Annotated in this window: 16 protein-coding genes; 10 read left to right on the top strand and 6 right to left on the bottom strand. The window is 70.3% G+C overall.

The annotated features are described in order from the left end of the window. Nucleotides 1-11 precede the first annotated feature (11 nt). Nucleotides 12-341 carry an AzlD domain-containing protein gene (locus V8Z80_RS10865; RefSeq protein ID WP_155196867.1) on the bottom strand — a complete coding sequence of 110 codons (330 nt, stop codon included), beginning with the start codon at nucleotides 339-341 and terminating at the stop codon, nucleotides 12-14. Further along, nucleotides 341-1,090, bottom strand: coding sequence for an AzlC family ABC transporter permease (locus V8Z80_RS10860; RefSeq protein WP_336062023.1), 750 nt, complete (start codon nucleotides 1,088-1,090; stop codon nucleotides 341-343). Before V8Z80_RS10860 ends, V8Z80_RS10865 begins: the two co-directional genes overlap by 1 nt. Nucleotides 1,091-1,306: 216 nt before the next feature. On the opposite strand from V8Z80_RS10860, the gene V8Z80_RS10855 reads away from it, so the two are divergent. Genes V8Z80_RS10855 through V8Z80_RS10845 form a run of 3 tightly spaced genes read left to right on the top strand, consistent with a single transcriptional unit; the run spans nucleotide 1,307 to nucleotide 3,087 of the window. Continuing rightward, the gene (locus tag V8Z80_RS10855; RefSeq protein WP_155196856.1) at nucleotides 1,307-1,519 is read left to right on the top strand and encodes a zinc-finger domain-containing protein; all 213 of its coding nucleotides are present in this window, start codon (nucleotides 1,307-1,309) and stop codon (nucleotides 1,517-1,519) included. A 25-nt stretch (nucleotides 1,520-1,544) separates the two neighbouring features. Next, nucleotides 1,545-1,967 (top strand): YybH family protein, encoded by a 423-nt coding sequence (locus V8Z80_RS10850; RefSeq protein ID WP_155196855.1) that lies wholly within the window; start codon nucleotides 1,545-1,547, stop codon nucleotides 1,965-1,967. 28 nt (nucleotides 1,968-1,995) lie between these two features. Further along, the gene (locus V8Z80_RS10845; RefSeq protein ID WP_336062022.1) at nucleotides 1,996-3,087 is read left to right on the top strand and encodes a YheT family hydrolase; all 1,092 of its coding nucleotides are present in this window, start codon (nucleotides 1,996-1,998) and stop codon (nucleotides 3,085-3,087) included. 13 nt (nucleotides 3,088-3,100) lie between these two features. Here V8Z80_RS10845 and V8Z80_RS10840 read toward each other — a convergent pair whose 3' ends face one another. Next, the gene (locus V8Z80_RS10840) at nucleotides 3,101-4,612 is read right to left on the bottom strand and encodes a M48 family metalloprotease (protein ID WP_155196853.1); all 1,512 of its coding nucleotides are present in this window, start codon (nucleotides 4,610-4,612) and stop codon (nucleotides 3,101-3,103) included. A 90-nt stretch (nucleotides 4,613-4,702) separates the two neighbouring features. On the opposite strand from V8Z80_RS10840, the gene galU reads away from it, so the two are divergent. Then, entirely contained in the window at nucleotides 4,703-5,539 is an 837-nt protein-coding gene (galU, locus tag V8Z80_RS10835; protein ID WP_336062020.1) for a UTP--glucose-1-phosphate uridylyltransferase GalU, read from the top strand. Here the strand turns inward: galU and V8Z80_RS10830 are convergent. The 3 genes from V8Z80_RS10830 to V8Z80_RS10820 form a co-directional block, all read right to left on the bottom strand. Continuing rightward, nucleotides 5,521-6,378, bottom strand: a complete 858-nt coding sequence (locus V8Z80_RS10830) for a cytochrome c oxidase assembly protein (RefSeq protein WP_336062019.1) — start codon at nucleotides 6,376-6,378, stop codon at nucleotides 5,521-5,523. The two genes, galU and V8Z80_RS10830, sit on opposite strands and share 19 nt — an antisense overlap. A gap of 89 nt (nucleotides 6,379-6,467) precedes the next feature. After that, entirely contained in the window at nucleotides 6,468-6,797 is a 330-nt protein-coding gene (locus V8Z80_RS10825; protein ID WP_155196850.1) for a hypothetical protein, read from the bottom strand. A gap of 520 nt (nucleotides 6,798-7,317) precedes the next feature. Further along, nucleotides 7,318-7,755, bottom strand: coding sequence for a hypothetical protein (locus tag V8Z80_RS10820; RefSeq protein WP_336062018.1), 438 nt, complete (start codon nucleotides 7,753-7,755; stop codon nucleotides 7,318-7,320). 192 nt (nucleotides 7,756-7,947) lie between these two features. Here V8Z80_RS10820 and V8Z80_RS10815 point away from each other — a divergent pair, with 192 nt between their 5' ends. From V8Z80_RS10815 to ruvA, 6 genes are read left to right on the top strand one after another with little or no spacing between them, the layout of a single operon-like run. Next, nucleotides 7,948-9,111, top strand: a complete 1,164-nt coding sequence (locus V8Z80_RS10815; protein WP_336062017.1) for an FAD-dependent monooxygenase — start codon at nucleotides 7,948-7,950, stop codon at nucleotides 9,109-9,111. Nucleotides 9,112-9,153: 42 nt separating this feature from the next. Beyond that, on the top strand, nucleotides 9,154-10,164 hold the full coding sequence (gene dusB / locus V8Z80_RS10810; RefSeq protein ID WP_336062016.1) for a tRNA dihydrouridine synthase DusB: 1,011 nt from the start codon (nucleotides 9,154-9,156) through the stop codon (nucleotides 10,162-10,164). 34 nt (nucleotides 10,165-10,198) lie between these two features. Then, nucleotides 10,199-10,438: a helix-turn-helix domain-containing protein gene (locus tag V8Z80_RS10805; RefSeq protein ID WP_155196846.1), complete on the top strand. Its 240-nt coding sequence runs from the start codon at nucleotides 10,199-10,201 to the stop codon at nucleotides 10,436-10,438. 49 nt (nucleotides 10,439-10,487) lie between these two features. Beyond that, on the top strand, nucleotides 10,488-12,080 hold the full coding sequence (purH, locus tag V8Z80_RS10800; protein WP_336062015.1) for a bifunctional phosphoribosylaminoimidazolecarboxamide formyltransferase/IMP cyclohydrolase: 1,593 nt from the start codon (nucleotides 10,488-10,490) through the stop codon (nucleotides 12,078-12,080). 12 nt (nucleotides 12,081-12,092) lie between these two features. Then, the gene (gene ruvC / locus V8Z80_RS10795) at nucleotides 12,093-12,644 is read left to right on the top strand and encodes a crossover junction endodeoxyribonuclease RuvC (protein ID WP_336062013.1); all 552 of its coding nucleotides are present in this window, start codon (nucleotides 12,093-12,095) and stop codon (nucleotides 12,642-12,644) included. Further along, complete coding sequence (gene ruvA / locus V8Z80_RS10790) at nucleotides 12,641-13,216, top strand: Holliday junction branch migration protein RuvA (RefSeq protein WP_155196843.1); 576 nt, start codon at nucleotides 12,641-12,643, stop codon at nucleotides 13,214-13,216. The genes ruvC and ruvA overlap by 4 nt, the downstream gene beginning before the upstream one ends. The last annotated feature ends 363 nt before the right edge of the window (nucleotides 13,217-13,579 follow it).

Here is a 13,579-nt window from a genome sequence, read left to right as displayed (position 1 = left end):
CCCGGCGCCGGCTAGCCGAAGGCCCAGCGCAGCAGCCACAAGGCGGCCATGCCCGAGACGATCACCAGCACCGCGTTGCGGGTGCGCAGGTAGACGGCGACGGCCACCAGGGCGGCAACCAGCTTCAGGTCGAACACCGGCCCCACGCCGGCGCGCCAGGGCAGCAGGTCGGGCACCACGATGGCCGTCAGCGCGGCGGCCGGCGCGTAGCGCAGCGCGCGGCGCAGGCCATCGGGCAGGGGCAGGTAATCGCCAAAGACCATGTAGCCGGCGCGCGTGATCAGGCTGCACAGGGCCAGCAGCCCGATGGCGGCGTAGACGTACCAATCGTCGGCCTGCATCACGGGCGGCTCCAGTAGCGTTCGGCGCTCATGCCGGCGACGATGCCGGCGGCCACGGCCGCCGCCAGGCCCAGCCGCAGCGGCAGGGGCTGGCCCACCCAGGCCACCACGCCGGCGGCCAGCATGGCGACGATCATGGGGCGCGAGCTGGCCAGCGGCACGGTGATGGCCAGCAGCGCCAGCACGGCGGCGAAATCGAGCGACCAGGCCGTGGGAACGAACGAGGCCAGCAGCACGCCCGCGATCGACGAGGACTGCCAGACGAACCAGCCCGGCACGATGGCGCCCAGGAAGAACCACAGCTGCTCGCGGGTGCCGCGCGCAGCCGCGTCGCCAAAGCGCGGCATGAACAGCACGAAGGCCATGTCGGTGGTGAAATATCCCAGCAGGAAGCGGCGCTTCCAGGACAAATGGCGGAAAAAGGGATGCAGGGCGGCGCCGAAGATGATGAAGCGCACGTTGACCACCAGTCCGGCGGCAAAGACCAGCCACAGCGGCGCGCCGGTGGCGATCAGCGGCAGCGAGGTCAGCTGCGCCGAGCCGGCGTAGACCAGCAGCGTCATGGCCAGGGCCATGGATTCGGTCAGGCCCGACTTGACCATGGCCACCCCGGTGACCAGCCCCCACGTGCCGGTGGCGACCAGGGCCGGCATGGCGGCGCGCAGGCCGGCGCGCCAGCCGTCTCGGCGTTCGGCACGGCGGCGCGCCTCGATGTCGGGGATGTCGGACTGCGCAGGATCAGGAGCCAAGGGTGCTCCTGCGGGAAAACGGCAAGGACATGCGTGAAGGCAGAAGGGCGGGGGACCGCGGGCGCGCGCGCCAGGCGTTTCGCGCCGTTGCGGCACCACATTGTAATGCGCTGCTTGATACAATGAAGTATGTCATAAAACCCGGATGCATCCGGAACGGACACCCCTTTCGTTCGCCGGGCGGCAGCCGCACCGGCCCTCCTTGCAGGTACCACCATGACCGTAGACGCCAAACCGGGCGCCTCTTCCAAGCAAGCCATCGAAGTCGGCGCCGAATCCCTGCCGGTCTACTGTCCCGGCCCCGACGCGCCGGTCTGGAGCATGCACCCGCGCGTGTTCCTGGACGTCACCAAGACCGGCAGCGCCAGCTGCCCCTATTGCGGCGCCACCTATACGCTCAAGCCCGGCACCGTGGTGCACGGCCACTGATCCGCGACCGCCCGCCCCGCCCCCCATGTTCGCCACTCCCGACGAAGCCGAGCACGCGTTCTACGAAGCCCTGGAGCAGGGCGACCTGAACCGCCTGATGCAGGTCTGGGCCGACGACGAGGAAATCGTCTGCGTGCACCCGGGCGGCGCGCGCATGGTCGGCCATGCCGCGGTGCTCGACTCCTGGCAGGAAATCCTGGGCAACGGCCCGCTGCTCATCCGGCCCATGCGCACGGTGGTGATGCAAAGCATGATGTGCTCGGTGCACACCCTGGTCGAACAGGTCAGCGCGCAGACGCCCGAGGGCCTGCAGATCGCCCACTGCTACGCCACGCACGTCTACCACAAGGGCCCCACGGGCTGGCGGCTGGTGCTGCACCATGCCTCCCCGGCGCCGCAGGACGCCGGCATGCTCGACCTGCACGACATGCCCGACACCCTGCACTGATGGCTGCCGTATCGACCAGGAACGCCGCGTGACCGCCCGCCTCGACACCAGCCCCTGCCCGGTGCCGAAGTGGCTGCCAGACCGCCATAGCCAGACGCTGTACGCCGCGCTGGCGGCCTCGCACCACCGTATCGCCTTCGTGCGCGAGCGCGTGCAGACGCCCGACGGCGACTTCCTCGATTTCGATTGGGCCGGTCCCGGGCTCTCGCCCAACCGCGTGCCGCCCGACGCCTCGCCGGCGGCCGTGGCCATCCCCGAGAAGGTCGCCGCCACCCGCTGGATGACCGCGCACGACTGGCAGAGCCTGCCGACCCTTTCCGAGACGCCGGCCCTGATCCTCTTTCACGGGCTGGAAGGCGGCAGCAGCAGCCGATACGCCCAATCCATCGGGCAGTATTTCCGGGCGCGCGGCTGGGTCGTGGTGATCGGCCACTTCCGTGGCTGCTCGGGCCACCCCAACCGCCTGGCGCGGGCCTACTACTCGGGCGACTCCGAGGAAATCGGCTTCATGCTGCAAACCGTGCGCGCACGGCTGCCGCATGCGCGCTGGCACGCCGTGGGCGTGTCGCTGGGCGGCAATGCGCTGCTCAAGTACCTGGGCGAACAGGGCGCGGCGGCAGGCTGGCTGCAGGCCTGCGCCGGCGTCTCGGTGCCGCTGGACCTGGTGGCCGCGGGCATATGCCTGTCGCAGGGGGTGATCAACCGCCAGCTCTACAGCCGGTATTTCCTGCGCACCATGAAAAAAAAGGTGCTGGAAAAGGCCAGCCGCTACCCCGGCGCGCTGGATGTGGGACGCATCGCCCATGCGCGCGACCTGCGCGAATTCGACGATGCCTACACCGCGCCGCTGCACGGCTTTCGCAATGCGCTGGACTACTGGAACCGCGCCGCCTGCAAACCCTGGCTGGCGCACATCGCCGTGCCGACCCTGGTGCTGAACGCGCGCAACGATCCTTTCCTGCCCGAGCCGGCCCTGCCCGGGCCCAACGAATGCTCGGACAGCGTGCTGCTGCACCAGCCGGCCGAAGGCGGGCACGCGGGCTTTCCGACCGGCCCCTTCCCCGGACACCTGGGCTGGCTGCCGCAGCGGCTGGCCCGCTACTTCGAGACGCAGCGCTAGGGCCCGGACCGCGTCAGGACCGGAACCGCTCGAGCAGCTCGCGCTCCTGGGCCAGGCGCTCCTTGGCCTGGCGGATTTCCACGTCGATCTGCGATTGCTCGTAGAAGTCCGAGGACATCGAACGGGCCTGCTGTAGCTGCGCGACGGCCGCCGGCAAGGCGCCGGTGGCCACGTAGTAGCGGGCCATCTCGCGCCGCGCGGCCACGGGCTGGCCCAGCTTTTCGGCGCTTTGCGCCATGAGCTGGTACAGGCGCGGATCGTCCTGCGCCCATTCGGCCTGGCGATCGCGCAAAAAGGCGACGGTCTCCTGGTGCCGGCCGGCATTCTGCAGGCCCTGCGCATAGGCAAAGCCCAGCGAACGGCGCTGCGGCCAGCGCTTGTAGGCCGCCTCGGCCAGCTGCAGCGCGCGCTGGTTGTCCTTGCGGGCCCAGTGCATTTCGATCTCGAGGCGGGCCACGTAGGGATTCTCGCCCACCGACGCGCGGATCTGCTCGATCAGCCGGGCGGTCTCGTCGTCGTTGCCGCGCGCCAGCGCGTGCACGGCCATGCCGTAGCGCGCCGCCGCCTGGCGCGAACCGGACAGGGACTGCGCCTCGTTCGCCAATTGCTGCACGGCATTGCGCTGGCCCTGGGTGTCGCGCGCCTGCAGCAAGCGCAGCCGCGCGCGCAGGAACCAGTAGTCGTCGCTGTCCACATGCGAGGAAGGCGGCGCCATGCGCACGCGGTTCTGCACGTCGGACATGCGTTCGATGGACAGCGGGTGGGTGCTCGCATAGCTGCCCCCGCCCACGCCCTCGTTCAGGCGCGAGGCGCTCATCAGGCGGCCGAACATCCGCGCCATGCCGGCCGGATCGTAATTGGCGCGGCTGAGCATCTCCAGGCCCGCCCGGTCGGCCTCGCGCTCGGCATCGCGCGAGAAGCCCAGCTGCTGGTTGATCGCAGCCGCCTGGCCGAATGCTGCCATGCCGGTGGCCAGGTCGGCGCTGCCGCCGGCCAGCGCGGCCAGCAGCGAAGCGGCCACCGTGGCCATCATCATGGTGCTGGTGCGCGACTGCTGCGTGAAGCCGCGGGCGATGTGGCGCTGCGCGACGTGGCCGATTTCGTGCGCCAGCACGCCGGCCAGCTCGGATTCGGACTCGGAAGAGACCACCAGGCCGCTGTTGATGCCGATGTAGCCGCCGGGCAGCGCAAAGGCGTTGATGCTGGGGTCGCGCACGCCGAACACCTGGATCTGCGGCGCGCCGCCCGGGGCATGGACCGCCAGCTTGCGGCCCATGGTGGTGAGGTACTGGGAGAGGTCGACGTCGTCGATATAGGTGGGATCGCGCCGGCCCTGCACCATGATGGCATCGCCCAGGCGCTGCTCCAGCGCGGGCGACAGATCGCTGCTGGAAGCCGCACCCATGCTGGGCAATCCCGTGGGCTGCGCGCATGCGGGAGCCGCCGCACCCATCGCCATGGCGCCTGCCAGCGCGATGCGCGCGGTAACATTCCGCGATGCCGTGAGGTAGCCTTTCGAACGCATTTGTCTATGATAGCGACTCGGGCGCGGGGTTCCGCAAGCCGCGCCCACCTCCACCCTCTCCTGCAGCCCCCAAAAAGGTAAGAAAGCCCCATGCGCCCCATCCGGAAAGCCGTATTCCCCGTTGCTGGCCTGGGTACGCGTTTCCTGCCCGCCACCAAGGCGATGCCCAAGGAAATGCTGCCCGTCGTGGACAAGCCCTTGATCCAGTACGCCGTCGAAGAGGCCGTCGCCGCCGGTATCACCGATTTGATTTTCGTGACCGGCCGCAACAAGCGCGCCATCGAGGACCACTTCGATTCGGCACCGGAACTCGAGGCCGAACTGGCCAAGAAGAACAAGCAGGAGCTGCTGGCCGCCGTGCGCGGCGTGCTGCCGGCCAAGGTCAATTGCCTGTACATCCGCCAGTCGGCCCCCCTGGGGCTGGGCCACGCGGTGCTTTCAGCCGCGCCGGCCGTGGGCAACGAACCCTTTGCCGTGCTGCTGGCCGACGACCTGATCGATGCCGAGCGCCCGGCGCTGGCTCAGCTGATCGACGCGGCGCTGGCCCACCAGGGCAGCGTGCTGGGCGTGCAGGACGTGCCGCGCAGCGAAACCGGCAAATACGGCATCGTGGCCACCGAAGCCATCGACGAGCGCACCGAACGCGTCTCGGCCATCGTCGAGAAGCCCTCGCCCGACCAGACCCCTTCGACGCTGGCGGTGGTGGGACGCTACGTGCTGGACGGCGAGATCTTCGAGCACCTGCGCGCCACCCAGCCCGGCGCCGGCAACGAGATCCAGCTTACCGACGGCATCGCCTCGCTGATGCAGCAACTGCCTGTCTTTGCCCACCGCTACGAAGGCAAGCGCTACGACTGCGGCAACAAGACCGGGATGTTCGAGGCCACCGTGGCGCTGGGCCGCAAGTATCACGGGCTGGTGACCTGACCGCCCACGGGCGCGGGGGGCACGCGCCCCTTGCCCCAGCGGCCCGTGGCCGACAGGCGCATGAGCGTGCGCAGCGCCACCAGCAGTCCGATGACCTCGGTCATCGCCGCCGGTATCCACATGGTCAGCCCGCCGATGCTCTGGTCGGTCTGCGCGCTCATGGCCAGCGCCCGGCCGCATAGCTCGAAAAGCGGATAGAGGTCGCGCTCGGTGAAAGCGATGACCGCGCCGGCCACCATTTGCGGCGCCATGGTCAGGATGGGCGAGATCACCCGGCCGCCCGGCGACATGGCCGCCGGCGGACTGGGCCGGCGGTCCAGGATGAGGTTCCAGTACATGAAGCCGCTGATGACCACCGACCAGTTCATCAGGCGGTACAGGCGCCAATCCAGCATGGAATAGAACTGGACCGAGGGCAGCAGCCAGATCAGCACCAGGAAGACGAACAGGGCCGGCACGAAGATGGGGTTGGTCAGCACGGCCTGGAGCGCGCGCCCGGCCAGGGTGCGGCGCCAGCGCGCCAGCCGGGTGCGCCAGGCCAGCGGCAGGCCGGCGCGCATGACCGAACCCGGGTAGGCCGCCATCAGCACCAGCGGGCCCAGGTGATGCAGCACCAGGTGCTGCACCCGGTGGATGAAGAACATGCGCTCGGCGTAGTAGTCGAGCCGGGTATGCAGCGAAAGATAGAGCAGGATCATGCCCGCCCAGAACAGCGCCTGGCGGGCGCCGTTGACGTGATGCACGCGCTGGCCGCGCACGAACAGCAGCGCGGCCAGCACAAAGGCGACGATCAGGGTGGGAGAGAATTCCCAGGGGACGAGCCAGCGTATCCAGTCCATGCCTGCGAGTGTCTATGCCCCGGGAAACGGAGGCGGTGCAGCCATTGTAGAGGAGCGGGGCCGGCGCCCGGCGCGGGCCCCCGGGCGCCTCAGGCCTGCTTGCGCGCGTCGCCCCACCGCACCCGCGTGATCTCGGGATTCTGGTTGAGCAGACGGGCCTGGGACATCAGGTCGCGGCGCTTGTCGGCCGGGCAGCTGACGGTCAGGCACGCCGCGGCCATGCCGCCTTCGGCGCGATCGACCTCCATGTGCGAGACGTCCAGGCCAGCGGCCTGGAAATCGGTGTAGATGCGCTTGCGCACCTGGCCCACCGACTCTTGCGGACACTCGATCGTCAACCGGGACACGGCGCGGCGCTGGCGCTGCGCGGCCGCATGCGCGACTCCGGCGCGGCGCAGGAACAGTTCGAATAGACGCATGACGATCTCCTTGTGCTGCTGGAGCCCCCGGCGGCGGCCGAGCACGTGCGCACGACGCCCGGCGCGCCCGCCGTGCGCGGGGCGCGCACAGGGCAGGCACGAGGCGACGCCGGCGGCCTGTCGGCCGCAAGCGGAATGAAGGTGGTCAGTGCGGGAGGCCTGGGGCGAGAAAAACGCCTGGCCGGATGCCACACCCTGCTGGACAGGATGCGGCAGAAGGGAGTTCTGCTGGGCTTATCCTGTCAGGCAGCCAAGCCGATGCGGGATCGGCGACTACTACCACCCTCGCTGCTGTCGGCACCCGGATCCAGCCGTTCGGCCTGGACGGTGGTGCTGGCTACAGCGATGATTCCGGCACGATTTCCGGTAACCACAGAGGAAAACTCCAATGATGTAAAGACTGGCTATCTTAAGGTAATTTCTCTGAAATTACAAGCCCTTGCGGCTAAAAACCGTCATTTTTCCGGTGGGCGCCCCAAGGGAAAAGCCCCCCTGGGGGGCGGCAAGCCGCAGGCGCCGCCTACAGCACGTAGCCGTCCAGCCACCCCAGCTGCTGCCAGGTATAGAGCACCGCCACCGCGATGGTCGTGAGCACCACGATGGCAGCCACCAGCACGGTGGCGATGACCACCGCGATGGTGCCAAAGCCGGTGTGCGTCACGCGCCCCAGGCCCGGGTTGTAGCGGGCATCGAAGCGCTCGTCGGCCGTCAAGCCGTAGACGGCGGCGCGCACGTAGCCGTCCACGGCCGGAACCAGCAGCAGGAAGGCCGCCGGGTTCTCCCACCAGATCTCGAAGCACGAGAAGGCCAGCACGATGCACAGCAGCGCCCAGGCGCTCGGCAGCCAGGCGTGGCGCCGGCCCATGTACCACCAATGCGCGCCGGCCCAGCCCAGCAGCAGCGCCAGCAGGGCGGCGACAGTCTTGTTGCGGGGGCGGCGGGGCGAATCGGCAGGCATGGGCATGGCAAGGCGAAAGACATCGAAGCGGAAGCGGCGCACCCGGCGCACGGCCCGGCAAGCGGGGGCGCGTGATCGCGCCGCCGCGCCTGCCGGCAGCACCGCAGGTTCCCGGGGTAGCGGCAGTGTAACGGCTGGCGCGGCGCAAGGCGCGGGCGGCGGCACTGCGCGCGGCGACGGTAGAATGCGGCCATGAGCCTGCCCGACTACGATGTCGCCATCCTGGGCGGCGGGCCGGCGGGCAGTGCCCTGGCGCTGCTGCTGGCGCGCGCCGCCCCCCGGCCCGAACGGATCGCCCTGTTCGCCGCCCCGCCCCGCGCGGGCGTGGCCGCCGCGGCCGCCGCAGGCGATCCGCGCGTGCTGGCCATGAACCACGGCAGCCGCGTGCTGCTCGAATCGCTGGGCGCCTGGCCGCAGCAGGCCGCCGACATCCGTACCGTGCACGTTTCCCAGCGCGGGCGGCTGGGCCGCACGCTGATCCGCCACGAAGACTTCGCCGTGCCCCGCCTGGGCAGCGTCGCGCCCTACGACGCGGTGCAGGCCGCGCTGCAGGCCGCGGTGGCGGCCAGCGGCGTGACCCGCATCGAACAGCCGCAGGCGCGCATCGCCGCGCACGACGGCCCGGGCGCCACCATCAGCGCGGGCCAGCGCAGTTGGTCCTGCGCGCTTGCCGTGCAGGCCGATGGCAGCCCCGGCCCAGACCACCTGCGCGACTACGGCCAGCATGCGGTGCTGGCCACCGCGCGGGCCAGCCTGCCGCGCGCGGGCTGGGCCTGGGAACGCTTCACCCGCGAAGGCCCGCTGGCCCTGCTGCCGCATCCGCAAGGCGATGGGGCCTACTCGGTAGTCTGGTGCTGCAGCCCGGAACGGGCCGCCCGGCTCAAGCAGATGGATGCCCAGGCCTTTTCGCAGGCGCTGAACGAAGCCTTTGGCGCCCGCCTGGGCCGGCTTTGTGCGCAGCCTGCCCACGCGGCGGTGGCCCTGGCCACCGGCTTGCGGCCCCGGCCGGTGCAGGGCCGCAGCGTCGCCATCGGCAATGCCGCCCAGACCCTGCACCCGGTGGCCGGGCAGGGCCTGAACCTGGGCCTGCGCGACGCCGCCCGCCTGGCCCTGGCGCTGCAGTCCTGGCTGCCCCAGCCCGACGCCGATCCGTCGGCGGTGCTGCGCCGCTACGCCCAGGTCCGCGAACCGGACCGGCGCCTGACCGCCGGCCTGACCGACCTGCTGCCCCGCCTGTTCGCCACTGGCCAGCCGCTGGTCGAGCATGCCTGCGGGCTGGCGCTGCTGGGCCTGGACCTGGCCGCGCCCGTGCGCGCGCCGCTGGCGCGCCTGCTGCTGCACGGCCTGCGGGCCTGAGCTTGCGGCGCGCAGGCCGCGCGGCAAGAGTAAAATCCGCCGATGCGCATCGGCCCCTGGTTGCTTCCCAACAACGTGTTCGTCGCCCCCATGGCGGGCGTGACGGACCGCCCTTTCCGCCAGCTTTGCAAAAAACTGGGGGCGGGCTATGCCGTGTCCGAGATGGCCGCCAGCAACCCGCAGCTTTGGGAAAGCGTCAAGACCTCCCGGCGGCTGGACCACCGGGGCGAGATCGATCCCATCGCCGTGCAGATCGCCGGCGCCGACCCGGCCATGATGGCCGAAGCCGCCGTCTTCAACGTGCGGCGCGGCGCCCAGATCATCGACATCAACATGGGCTGCCCGGCCAAGAAGGTCTGCAAGGTGGCCTCGGGCTCGGCCCTGCTGCGCGACGAGCCGCTGCTGGCGCGCATCGTGCAGGCCGTGGTCGACGCCTGCCGTCCGCTGGGCGTGCCCGTCACGCTCAAGACGCGCACCGGCTGGGACCGCGAGCACCGCAATGCCCTGCGGGTGGCGCGCATGGCCGAGGACATCGGCATCTCGGCGCTGATCCTGCACGGCCGCACGCGCGCCGACCTCTATACCGGCCAGGCCGAGTACGACACCATCCGCGAAGTCAAGGCCGCCCTGTCCATTCCCGTGGTGGCCAACGGCGACATCGACAGCCCGCAAAAAGCGCGCGCCGTCCTGGACTACACTGGCGCCGATGCCGTCATGCTGGGCCGGGCGGCGCAGGGACGCCCCTGGCTGTTCCGCGAGGTGGACCACTACCTGCGCACCGGCCGCATCCTGCCCCCGCCCAGCTACGACGAGATGCGCACCCTGCTGCTCGAACACCTGGACGACCACTACCGTTTCTACGGCGAGACCACCGGCGTGCGCACCGCGCGCAAGCACATCGGCTGGTACGTCGCCGACCTGCCCGGCGCCCAGGCGTTCTGCGCACACATGAACCAGCTGCAGACCACGCGCGAGCAATGGCAGGCCGTGGCCGACTGGTTCGCCCGGCTTTCCGACCAGGCCCCGGCGCGCTTGCACGAACTGGCAGCCTGAGGCCCTCCATCAAGACCGAATGCTTATATCCGAAATGAACAAGAAAGACGTCCTCGAAGACTGCGTGCGCGAGAGCCTGGCGCGCTATCTGGAAGACCTGGGCGATGCCGAGCCCCGCGACATGTGGGACATGGTGATGCGCTGCGTCGAGCGCCCGGTGCTGGAGGTCGCGATGGCGCGCGCCGGCCAGAACCAGTCGCGCGCCGCCGAAATGCTGGGCATCACCCGCAACACCTTGCGCAAGAAACTGCAAGCCCACCACCTGCTGGGCTGACGCCTGGCCGCCCGCCGAATCCCGATTCCGATTGACTTTCCAACCGACGATGAAACCTGAAACCGCCCTGCTGTCCGTCTCCGACAAGACCGGCGTCGTGGAGTTCGCCCGCGCCCTGGCCGCGCGCGGCGTGCGCCTGCTGTCGACCGGCGGCACCGCCAAGCTGCTGGCCCAGGCCGGCCTGCCGGTCACCGAAGTGGCCGCCCACACGGGCTCGCCCGAGATCCTGGACGGCCGCGTCAAGACCCTGCACCCGAAGATCCACGGCGGCCTGCTGGCGCGCCGCGACAGCGCCGAGCACCTGCGGACCCTGGACGAGCACGGCATCGACCGCATCGACCTGCTGGTGGTCAATCTTTACCCGTTTCGCGAAACCATCGCGCGCGCGGACTGCACCTTCGCCGATGCCGTGGAGAACATCGACATCGGCGGGCCGGCCATGCTGCGCGCGGCGGCCAAGAACCACGGCACCGAGGCCGGCGGCGTGACGGTGGTGATCGACCCGGCCGACTACAGCCGCGTGCTGGCCGACATGGACGGCCCGGCTGGCGCGCCCTCGTATGCGCTGCGCCTGGAACTGGCCGCCAAGGTCTACGCCCACACCGCGGCCTACGACGGCGCCATCGCCGCCTACCTGAGCAGCCTGGCCGATCCGGCGCCCGCGCAGGACGAGGTTCCCACGCGCAACCCCTGGCCGCGGACCCTGACGCTGCAGATGAACCAGGAACAGGCCCTGCGCTATGGCGAGAACCCGCACCAGAGCGCGGCGTTCTATACCGACGCCCACCGTGCGGCCGGCCTGCTGGGCAACTACCGCCAGATCCAGGGCAAGGAGCTGTCCTACAACAACATCGCCGATGCCGACGCCGCCTGGGAATGCGCGCGCAGCTTCGATGCGCCGGCCTGCGTCATCGTCAAGCACGCCAACCCCTGCGGCGTGGCCGTGGCCGAAGGCCCGCTGGCGGCCTACCAGAAGGCCTTCAAGACCGATCCCACCTCGGCCTTCGGCGGCATCATCGCCTTTAACCGGCCGGTGGACGCGGCCACCGCCGAAGCGGTCAGCGCGCAGTTCCTGGAAGTGCTGCTGGCGCCGGGCTACGACGGCGCGGCGCTGGCCGTGCTGGCCAACAAGAAGAACGTGCGCGTGCTCGAGGTGCCGGCCGGCGCCGGCCAGAACGCGCTGGACGTCAAGCGCGTGGGCGGCGGCTGGCTGGTGCAGAGCCCGGACGCCTTCAACGTGCCCGACGAGGCGCTCAAGGTCGTCACGCGCAAGGCGCCCACCGCGCAGCAGATGCTGGACCTGAAGTTCGCCTGGAAGGTGGCCAAGTACGTCAAGTCCAACGCCATCGTCTTTGCCGCCGGCGGCATGACGCTGGGCGTGGGCGCCGGGCAGATGAGCCGCATCGACTCGGCCCGCATCGCCTCGATCAAGGCCGAGAACGCGGGCCTGACGCTGCAGGGTTCGGCCGTGGCCTCGGACGCCTTCTTTCCCTTCCGCGACGGCCTGGACGTGGTGGCCGACGCGGGCGCGACCTGCGTGATCCAGCCCGGCGGCAGCGTGCGCGACGACGAGGTGATCGCCGCGGCCGACGAGCGCGGCATCGCGATGGTGCTGACCGGCACGCGCCACTTCCGCCACTGAAGGCAGGCGGCCATGCGCATCCTCGGCATCGACCCCGGCCTGCGCCGCACCGGCTTCGGCGTGGTCGATACCGACGGCACGCGCCTGCGCTACGTGGCCAGCGGCACCATCGTCGTGCCGGCGGCCGACTCGCTGGCGCAGCGGCTCAAGGTCATCCTGGACAACCTGCGCGAGGTCGTGCGCGAGACCGGGCCCGGCGTGGCCGCCATGGAAAAGGTGTTCCTGAACACCAACCCGGCCAGCACCCTGCTGCTGGGCCAGGCGCGCGGCGCGGCGCTGTGCGCACTGGCCGACACCGGCCTGGCGGTGCATGAATACACGGCGCTGCAGATCAAGAAATCGGTGGTGGGCACCGGCCGCGCCGCCAAGGAGCAGGTCCAGGCCATGGTGCGCCAGCTGCTGGCGCTGGACGGCTCGCCCGCGCCGGACTCGGCCGACGCGCTGGCCTGCGCCATCTGCCATGCCCACGTCGCGCCGCTGGCCGAACGCCTGGCCGGCCTGGGCGCACCACAAACCCAGGCCGGACGGCGCATGCGCCGCGGCCGCCTCGTTTCCTTGACATGATTGGACGACTGACCGGCACCCTGATCGAGAAGACCCCGCCCACGATCTGCGTGGACGTGAACGGGGTGGGCTACGAAATCGACGTGCCCATGAGCACGCTCTACGCCTTGCCCGAGAACGGCGCGCGCGTCACGCTGCACACCCACCTGGCGATCCGCGAGGACGCCCACGTGCTCTACGGCTTTGGCAGCGCGCAGGAGCGCGCGGCCTTTCGCCAGCTGATCAAGGTGAGCGGCATCGGCGCACGCACGGCGCTGGCCGTGCTCAGCGGCCTGAGCGTCGATGAGCTGGCCCAGGCGGTCACGCTGCAGGAAACCGGCCGGCTCACGCGCGTGCCCGGCATCGGCAAGAAGACCGCCGAGCGCCTGCTGCTCGAGCTGCGCGGCAAGATCGGGGCCGAACTGCCCGGCGGCGGCGCCGCGCCGGCAGCCGACGGACAGGCCGACATCCTGAACGCCCTGCTGGCCCTGGGCTACTCGGACCGCGAATCGGCCGCCGCGCTCAAGGGGTTGCCAGCGGGCGTGGAGGTGTCCGAGGGGATACGGTTGGCTTTGAAGGCGTTGGTGCGGTGAGGTTTTTTTGGCCAAGCGGTTTTTTGGGTTAGGCCGCTTTCTTGACGGCCGGCTTGGCTCTTCTTGCCTGCTTGCCCAACGCCGGGTGAAGAGAGAAAGATTTTGCAGGGCCGTTCGCCAGGGGTTGCGCAGGCAACCCCTGGCGAACATTCGACCGCTGATTTTGAGAGGGAGGGGCAGCGGGGCAGGCCCGAAGATTTCAGGGCTTAGCGCATACGTTGGGTGTGGAGCCGCTTGCAAGCCTCAGGGCGGAAGGGACACTGGCGGCCTGGCCGCTACGCTGGATAACACCGTAGGTCCCAGCTTCAGCAAGCGGACGGCCTGCAAGCACGGCACGACCTCCCTGCCTGCGCAGGCCCGCTC

Source organism: Orrella sp. JC864 (assembly GCF_037026685.1).
Classification (GTDB): domain Bacteria; phylum Pseudomonadota; class Gammaproteobacteria; order Burkholderiales; family Burkholderiaceae_B; genus Orrella.
This window is presented reverse-complemented; position numbering and strand designations above follow the sequence as displayed.

What these genes read in the sequence shown, in the direction of transcription:
- V8Z80_RS10840 (WP_155196853.1), bottom strand. Translation starts at nt 4,612, where the DNA reads ATGCGTTCGAAAGGCTACCTCACGGCATCGCGGAATGTTACCGCGCGC.
- V8Z80_RS10815 (WP_336062017.1), top strand. Translation starts at nt 7,948, where the DNA reads ATGAGCCTGCCCGACTACGATGTCGCCATCCTGGGCGGCGGGCCGGCG.
- galU (WP_336062020.1), top strand. Translation starts at nt 4,703, where the DNA reads ATGCGCCCCATCCGGAAAGCCGTATTCCCCGTTGCTGGCCTGGGTACG.
- V8Z80_RS10820 (WP_336062018.1), bottom strand. Translation starts at nt 7,755, where the DNA reads ATGCCTGCCGATTCGCCCCGCCGCCCCCGCAACAAGACTGTCGCCGCC.
- V8Z80_RS10850 (WP_155196855.1), top strand. Translation starts at nt 1,545, where the DNA reads ATGTTCGCCACTCCCGACGAAGCCGAGCACGCGTTCTACGAAGCCCTG.
- purH (WP_336062015.1), top strand. Translation starts at nt 10,488, where the DNA reads ATGAAACCTGAAACCGCCCTGCTGTCCGTCTCCGACAAGACCGGCGTC.
- V8Z80_RS10865 (WP_155196867.1), bottom strand. Translation starts at nt 341, where the DNA reads ATGCAGGCCGACGATTGGTACGTCTACGCCGCCATCGGGCTGCTGGCC.
- V8Z80_RS10805 (WP_155196846.1), top strand. Translation starts at nt 10,199, where the DNA reads ATGAACAAGAAAGACGTCCTCGAAGACTGCGTGCGCGAGAGCCTGGCG.
- V8Z80_RS10825 (WP_155196850.1), bottom strand. Translation starts at nt 6,797, where the DNA reads ATGCGTCTATTCGAACTGTTCCTGCGCCGCGCCGGAGTCGCGCATGCG.
- V8Z80_RS10855 (WP_155196856.1), top strand. Translation starts at nt 1,307, where the DNA reads ATGACCGTAGACGCCAAACCGGGCGCCTCTTCCAAGCAAGCCATCGAA.
- ruvC (WP_336062013.1), top strand. Translation starts at nt 12,093, where the DNA reads ATGCGCATCCTCGGCATCGACCCCGGCCTGCGCCGCACCGGCTTCGGC.
- dusB (WP_336062016.1), top strand. Translation starts at nt 9,154, where the DNA reads ATGCGCATCGGCCCCTGGTTGCTTCCCAACAACGTGTTCGTCGCCCCC.
- ruvA (WP_155196843.1), top strand. Translation starts at nt 12,641, where the DNA reads ATGATTGGACGACTGACCGGCACCCTGATCGAGAAGACCCCGCCCACG.
- V8Z80_RS10830 (WP_336062019.1), bottom strand. Translation starts at nt 6,378, where the DNA reads ATGGACTGGATACGCTGGCTCGTCCCCTGGGAATTCTCTCCCACCCTG.